Here is a 7,772-nt window from a genome sequence, read left to right on the forward strand (position 1 = left end):
GGTGACTCACCATGTGGTCCGCCCGATGCCTGCTGCGCCGCATGGTCGGCGAGTGGTTACCGCAATCGCCGGTACCGGTGCCGCGATGGTCGTTTTCGTCCTAATTGCCGCCATCATGTCTGAAACTGGTCCAGGCCTGCTGGTCGAGAGCTACACACTAACCAACATGACGATCGGCATAAGTCTGCTTGGATCGGGAAGCCTCATCGGCTGGTTCCGCCCCTCGAACGCCGTCGGCTGGCTTTTTCTCGGTTGTGGAAGCGGGCACCTGCTTAGTGCAACCGTCGCGATCTTGCTGTTGCTCGGCACAAATGCCGGGTGGCCAACACCCGTGACCCGTACGCTAACGACAATTTTCCACGTGGGCTGGATCGTCGGCATTCCCGGCCTGTTCCTTCTGGCACTGTTACTTTTTCCGACCGGGCGACTCCCCTCACACCGGTGGATGCCGGTGGCAATAGCCATCGTGACCGCCACCGGGTACAACGTCGCAGCTGCTGCGTTGTCCCCCGAATCCCTGCTGGGGAGCTCAGCAACGGTATCGGTGCTGAGCTCCGGTTATCGCGCTCCCGAGCCGGTGGAACTTGCACTAAATTTCGTGAGCGCGGCGCTACTAGCCCTGGTCACGGTGTCCCTCGTTGTGCGCTATCGGAAGGGTGGCGAAGAAACCAAGCGCCAGTTGCTCTGGCTTATCCTCGCCGTTGCCGCCGTCGGTCTGCTCAATTCCCAAAGATGGATCAGTGGCGACGGGCCGATACTGCTCCTCCTCAGCATCGGACTTGTCCCCACTGCCATTGCTATCGCCATTGTTCGCTATCGCCTGCTTGATATCCGGCTCGTGTTGTCTCGTACTTTCGTGTACGCGCTGACAGTGGCCACGACTATCGTGGCGTATGGCGCGATCATTGGCACTTTCACCATGCTGGTTCCCTCTGATAACGACCTAGGAGCCGCCACGCTGGCAGTTATCGTCGTTGCGGTCGCGTTCAATCCGGTGAGGCTGCTTCTCCATCGGCTGATCAATCGTGCCTTCTATGGATCGAGGGCTGACATCGCGGGTACTGCCCTCAAGGTTGCTGACCGCATACAAGGCTCAGATGATGACCTCGGTGCCCTCCTGGACGGTGCCCGACTCGACCTCCGGTTGCCCTACCTCGCCGTTCAGAAGGAGTCGGATGCCGCGCTGATCGCCTCATCCGGGGAGCTGGCAAAGGATGCCCAGCTCGCTGCCGTTCCGCTGAGCTATCGCGGCAAGACACGTGCGACGCTCCTTGTGGGATTGCGTCGCGGCGAGTCGACGTTGCATGACACCGATCTGCGGGTGCTGTCCCTGATCGCCGCACCGTTAGCGGTTGCCCAGCACGCGATTGAGCTGACAGAGGAGGTGCGCGCTGCCCGCGCCTCCACGGTGCAGGCAAGAGAGTGGGAGCGTAAGCGCCTCCATCGCGAGCTTCACGACGGCCTCGGGCCGGATCTAACGAGCATCGCACTGCGTGCCGATGCCGCTTACAATCTCATCCCCAACGATCCCGACCAGGCGTTGGTACACCTGACGGAACTGCGCCAGCAGGTGCGATCGTCGATCAATGACGTGCGTCGCGTCGTCTACGGACTTCGTCCGGTAGAACTCGACAGGCATGGATTCGTCGATGCCATACGTCGAAGAATTGCAAACGCAAACGGGGATCTCGACCGTGGGCTTTCAGTCAGCGCTATCCTCCCCGACTGTGTGCCTGAACTATCGCCAGCAACGGAACTGGCAACGTACCGAATTGCCAGCGAGGGACTCGAAAACGTGCTGCGGCACTCGGACGCTACCTTGTGCACGGTCACGATCTCGCTGGCCGACGACATCCGGATCTCGGTCCAGGACAACGGCAGCCCAGTGACGACGTGGATCAGCGGTGTCGGAATCGGCTCGATAGTCGATCGGGCAGAGGAACTCGGCGGCTCGGCGTCGGTCGATGCAACCCCCGCAGGATGGCGAGTCGAGGCGTGCATTCCATTTCCAAAATAGTAGGCCTGGGTCTTTAGCCCGACCGCCGAGTGGTTAGATCCGGCGACTTAGAACGCCGTCGACCCGCCAGATCTAACCACTTGGCGAAGGGTGTGGGCGAATGGCTGGCGCACGTGATGCAGATCACATTATTAGCCATTGACCTCAGTCTTTGGCATAGTCGACGGCTGCACACAGCAAACCCCAAGGAAAATGTGAGAGGACACGTCATGCCCGACCAGACATTCCAAATCATCGCAATGGTGATCTATATGAGCGCCATGCTCGGAATCGGATGGTATGCCTTCAGGAAGACCTCGGATCTCGACGACTACATGCTCGCCGGCCGTGGACTCAAGCCGGGCGTGGCCGCCCTCAGCGCCGGAGCCTCAGACATGTCAGGCTGGCTCCTCCTCGGACTCCCGGGGGCTATCTATGTTTCAGGACTGATCGAAGTCTGGATTGCCATCGGGCTGACAATTGGCGCCTGGCTGAACTGGAAGTTCGTCGCCCCGCGCTTGAGGAGCTACACCGAGGTCTCGAATAATTCGATCACGGTGCCAAGCTTCCTCGAGAACCGCCTGAAAGACAAGTCCCGCATCCTGCGGATCGTCTCCGGAATCATCATCCTCGTATTCTTCACGTTCTACGTCTCTTCCGGCATGGTGGCAGGTGGTCTCTTCTTCGAGAGTTCCTTCAACTCCAACTACACGGTCGGCATGATTGTGGTTGCCACCATCACCATCGCCTACACCCTGTTCGGCGGTTTCATGGGCGCCACCTTCACCGACGTGGCGCAGGGCCTGTTAATGCTGATTGCCCTGATTCTGGTCCCGATCATCGGCCTGGTGCAGGTGGGCGGCTTTGATGGCCTCACCACCTCCATCCGCGAAGTTGATCCGACCTTCCTGAACATCGTCGCTGGCGGCTCGGTGGTCGCAATCATTTCCGCAGCCTCCTGGGGTCTTGGTTACTTCGGCCAGCCACACATCATCGTCCGGTTCATGGCCATGCGCACCCCTCAGGACGCGGTCGCCGGACGCCGGATCGGTGTCGGCTGGATGGTCCTGACCGTAATTGGCGCGATCTCCACCGCGCTGGTCGGTATTGCCTACTTCCAGCAGAACCCGAATCTGTCGCTCACGGACCCCGAGGCAGTATTCCTCGACCTGTCGCAGGCCTTCTTCCACCCCTTCGTGGCTGGCATCATCCTCGCCGCAGTGCTTGCAGCGGTCATGAGCACCATTTCGTCACAGCTAGTGGTCTGCTCATCGGCCCTCGTTGAAGACCTCTACAACATGGTTTCCAAGCGAACCCTCACCAACAAGCAGGGTGTTGTCCTCGGCCGCCTCGGCGTCCTGGTGGTGGCGATCGTCGCCATCGTGCTGGCGTCCGGCCGCAGCGAATCAATCCTCTCCCTGGTTGCCTTCGCGTGGGCGGGCTTCGGTGCTGCATTCGGCCCAACAGTGCTGCTGGCTCTGTACTGGAAGAAGCTCACCATGCCCGGCGCTCTCGCCGGCATGGTCTCCGGTGCCGTAGTGGTCTTCACCTGGGGCAACTCAGCCCTCTCCGACACCATGTACGAGATCGTCCCAGGCTTCTTCCTCAACCTGATCGTCGCGGTGGTTGTCAGCAAGCTCACCTGGAAGGCAAACGCCGAGATCGAGGCAGAGTTCGATCTGGCGGTCAAAGGCACTCGCTCGCTCAAGCAGGCAGCTGCTGAAAAGGTCAGTGCCTCCTAAGCACCACCCAGCGCAACAATCAGCACGACGACGGCGGTGCCTCCCACCCGGGGAGGCACCGCCGTCGTCGTTGTCAAGAAAGTACAGAAGGCCTACCGAAGGGGCTGCCCGGCCATCCGCTCCAGGCGCTGGACGCGATCGTCCATGGGTGGGTGGCTCGCGAACATCTTGTGGACCCCGCCGCCCTTGAAGGGGTTGGCGATCATCAGGTGAGAAGTGTTGACGAGCTGCTGACTTTGCGGCAGGGGCGCCTGCTGTGTCCCACGCTCCAGCTTGCGCAGGGCCGAGGCAAGGGCGAGGGGATCACCGGTGAGCTTGGCGCCGTCCTCGTCCGCGTCATATTCACGGGTCCGGCCAATGGCTGAGCGCACCAGCACGGCGGCAAATGGCGCAAGGATCGCCAACAGAATAGCGGCGATCGGGTTGCCACCCGAGTTCCGGTTGCCACCCATCATCCCGGTGAACGCGAACATCTGTGCCACCGAGGTGATCACACCGGCCACAGCGGCCGCCATGGAGCTGAGCAGGATGTCGCGGTTGTAGACATGCATCAGCTCGTGGCCCAGCACGCCGCGCAACTCCCGTTCATTCAGCAGATTCAGGATTCCCTGGGTGCAGCATACGGCCGAGTTCTCCGGGTTACGGCCGGTGGCAAAGGCGTTGGGAGCCATGGTGGGCGACACATACAGTCGCGGCATCGGCTTGTTGGCCTTTGTGCTTAGCTCCCGAACAATCCGATACATGGCGGGCGCCTGCTGTTCGGTCACCGGCACCGCCTGCATGGCGCGGATGGCCAGCTTGTCGCTGTTCCAGTAGCTGTACGCCACCGACCCCACACCAATCAACGCGAAAATCCAGATGAACGACGAACTGCCGGTGGCGCCAGCAATAACCGCACCGAAAACCAGGAAGATACCCATGAGGGCGCCGAAAAGCATTACCGTCTTCGGTCCGTTGAGATGATTGTGCACTTAAACTGACAACTCCTTCAGTAACGGTCATTCACCCCGTATAACGCACCAAAATGCCGTGCCGTTCCGTTTCGTGGCTATGGCTCGGGGTTACGTGAATCGTACTGCGCAAAGCGGGGTTGACGCTTCATCAGGATGATCACCAGCAGAATGCAGAGCAGCCCGCCAAAGACCGCTGTCCAGCCTTCCCCCAGCCATTCGGCGTTTCCGCCCGCCACCATGTCACCGAGCCGTGGGCCGCCAGCGACGACGACGATGAACACACCCTGCAGGCGGCCACGCATCGCATCAGGAGTGGCCGACTGGAGGATAGTGCTGCGGAATACCCCGCTAACTGAATCGGAGATCCCAGCGAAGACCAGACAGATAGCCGCAGGGATGATCCACGGGGACAAGCTATCGGGTGGCACCGTCTGGGAGGCCCCGGCCATCACCACCACCAGCCCAAAAGCGCTTACCGAAGCGCCCCACCCGATCACAGACCACATCACCGCCAGTCCCTGCCGATGAATATGACCCAGCGGGCCGGAAAACAACCCGGCGAGAACCGCGCCGACGGCCACCGACGCCAGCAGGATCCCGACTGTCAGTTCACCGCCCCCGATCAGTACAGCCCCAATCGCTGGCAGGAGCGCCCGCGGCTGCGCCATCACCATGGCGGCGAGGTCAATCAGGAAGGTCATCCGGATGTTCGGGCGGGTGCCCAGATATTTGAACCCCTCCAACACCGTTGCAAGGCCGGCCCGCCGCACCGGCCCCTCAGGGGGCATCGGGGGTAGCCTGAACAACGCCCAGAGGGCGGCAGTGAAGGTGACGACGTCGACCGTGTAGGTCCAGCCGTAGCCCACCTGCGCCACGAGCACTCCAGCGAACAGCGGACCAACAGTCATGGCCAGCCCAAAGGTGATCATGCTGAGGGCATTGGCGGCGGGAAGGAGTTCTGGGCGCACCAGGCGTGGAATGATAGCGGTTCGAGTGGGCTGATTGATGCCAGCGGCTCCGGAGTGGACCGCGACCAACGAGTAGAGCAGCCACACGTTTTCGATCCCCGCCCAGGCCTGCGCGGCGATCGCCATGGTGCTTCCCCACAGGAAGAACCCGGAGACCAGGGCAACCTTCCGGCGGTCATGCGCATCGGCAATCGCCCCGCCGTAGAGTCCCGCCACCACCAGCGGCACCAGGGCAAACAGGCCGAGCAGACCCACGCTGAGGCTGGACTGGGTCAGGCTGTAGATCTGAAGGCTTACTGCGACCAACGTGAGTTGGGTGCCGACGGCTGAAAGAGCCATCCCGAAGAACAGTCGTCGGAACGCCGGGCTCTCCCGCAGGGGGGTGATGTCGGCTAAAAGTTTGGGCACTTACGAAGTGTAGCGGCGAAGTCGTTTCCCCCAGCAACCAAAAGCGTCACGATGAATGCCGTCGCTGTGGGCGCGGGTCAGCGGAAGGTCAACGGTCGGCAATCGCCCGGTCCAGGACGCCGAGCAGCTTTCTGTCCCCGATGATCCTGAAGTGACCCATCGTCGCCAGTTCGATATTCACCGCACCGGGCAGCACGCTTCCCTGTGGGATATGGGGGTCAAAGCTGCTGTAAACGGAAGTGATCCGCGCGTTGGACCCAATGTTGGCCAGCTCCGTGCGCAGGAACCTGTTCCGCGGCGAGAATGCCCTGATACTAGGCACCACGAAAAAGTTGGCGTAGGTCGAGCCGGAGAATGGCGTATTGACAGCGATCAGCTGCCGGACCCGTTCCCCACCCTCAGGCTGGGTCATGACATATTTGCCAATCAGCCCACCCTTGCTGTGGGCGACCAGAACGACGTCGGTGAGGTCATGTGTGCTCAGGTAGTCCGCCACATGCCTGGCCATCGACTGGACGGTTCCACGGTTGTATCCGAGCTGTTGGACCACATGGACCGGATGCCCCGACGATGCCAGATGGGCCGCTACCGGACGCATGAACTGCCAGGTCTCATAGATCCCTGGAATGAGGAGAACCGGTGGACCGGTCTGACCGGCCGGCCCGGGATCGGGCGTGAGATACCGGGTGGGGTCCTCGCGAAAGAGAAACCCGTGCACCTGCCAGAAGCCCACGTAGGCGTAATCCAGCACCCATGACCAGCCCCGCCTAGCGAGCAGCATCGAACATTTCACCAAGACAGAACCTCGCGGTGCGCTCGGGCGACCGGTACATCATCACGTGCGGCTCGCCGGGAATCTCTCCAACAGTCACATCGTGGCCTTTAGCCGCCAGGCGGTGCATCCAGTCGGCGGGCACAATCGGATCGCGGCTCCCACGAAGGAGAGCGACAGGGCAGTGGATCTGCGGCAACACGTCCTCCAACCGGTGCGACAGCATTGACTGAAGAATTTTCAGGTACCACCTCATCCCGGCCCGGAAATAGTCAGAGACCACAATGTAGTTGGCGGCAGGCGTCTCGCGGAGGGTGTCCTGGGTCAGCCGCATCAGCTGCGTCGCTACTGTCCGCTCCTGATCATTGATGGTGGGGGCGAGTAGGACCAGCCGCGCTACCAGGTCTGGAGCCGCACGCGCCGCCTCGGCCGCGACCTGGGAACCCATTGAATGTCCAACGACGATGGAGTCCCGTACCCCAACGACCCGCATGACCTCACCGGCAACTCTGCCAAACTCTTCGATCGTGAGCCGACGGCCCGGCGCCGGCATCGAGGCAAACCCGGGGAGCTCTATCGCGTGCACCCGGCACGTCCGCGAGAGGCGCGCGGCCAACGGTTCAAAGTACCGTGCGGAAACGCCGATTCCATGGATCAGAACCACCTCGCGACCGCCCGTACCCACTGACCGAACCGCACAAGCCTCCTCACCCACCACAACGGTTTGGGAGTGTTCCCAGCTGAACCGACTCACCGGCCCCCCTCTCTTTGATCCCTCAACGTTACCGAACGCCACAGCGACCCGACGCTACCGGAAAGCCGCCGGACGGCGACCCGAAAGCCTCCAGACGAACACCAGCGGGGCTATTATGAGTTTCTCAGAATAGATGATTGACTGAGGTCATGACCGAGATGGCAACACAACCAGACGCC

6 protein-coding genes are annotated in these 7,772 nt (G+C 61.6%); 2 read left to right on the forward strand and 4 right to left on the reverse strand.

Translation table 11 applies throughout. The annotated features are described in order from the left end of the window. The first annotated feature begins 52 nt into the window (after window positions 1-52). Window positions 53-2,017 (forward strand): sensor histidine kinase, encoded by a 1,965-nt coding sequence (locus tag Y703_RS20530; RefSeq protein ID WP_162148907.1) that lies wholly within the window; start codon window positions 53-55, stop codon window positions 2,015-2,017. A gap of 209 nt (window positions 2,018-2,226) precedes the next feature. Next, window positions 2,227-3,738 (forward strand): sodium/proline symporter PutP, encoded by a 1,512-nt coding sequence (gene putP / locus Y703_RS0116555; protein ID WP_026553596.1) that lies wholly within the window; start codon window positions 2,227-2,229, stop codon window positions 3,736-3,738. A gap of 92 nt (window positions 3,739-3,830) precedes the next feature. On the opposite strand, the gene htpX is transcribed toward putP, so the two are convergent. From htpX to Y703_RS0116575, 4 genes are all read right to left on the reverse strand, one after another. Next, window positions 3,831-4,709, reverse strand: coding sequence for a zinc metalloprotease HtpX (gene htpX, locus Y703_RS0116560; protein ID WP_026553597.1), 879 nt, complete (start codon window positions 4,707-4,709; stop codon window positions 3,831-3,833). Between the two features lie 77 nt (window positions 4,710-4,786). Continuing rightward, window positions 4,787-6,067: an MFS transporter gene (locus Y703_RS0116565; protein ID WP_026553598.1), complete on the reverse strand. Its 1,281-nt coding sequence runs from the start codon at window positions 6,065-6,067 to the stop codon at window positions 4,787-4,789. A gap of 88 nt (window positions 6,068-6,155) precedes the next feature. Continuing rightward, complete coding sequence (locus Y703_RS0116570; protein WP_026553599.1) at window positions 6,156-6,848, reverse strand: esterase/lipase family protein; 693 nt, start codon at window positions 6,846-6,848, stop codon at window positions 6,156-6,158. Continuing rightward, entirely contained in the window at window positions 6,835-7,593 is a 759-nt protein-coding gene (locus tag Y703_RS0116575) for an alpha/beta fold hydrolase (RefSeq protein WP_035765705.1), read from the reverse strand. The genes Y703_RS0116570 and Y703_RS0116575 overlap by 14 nt, the downstream gene beginning before the upstream one ends. Window positions 7,594-7,772: the final 179 nt, after the last annotated feature.

It is taken from the genome of Arthrobacter sp. H20, from assembly GCF_000520515.1.
Classification (GTDB): Bacteria; Actinomycetota; Actinomycetes; order Actinomycetales; family Micrococcaceae; genus Arthrobacter_D.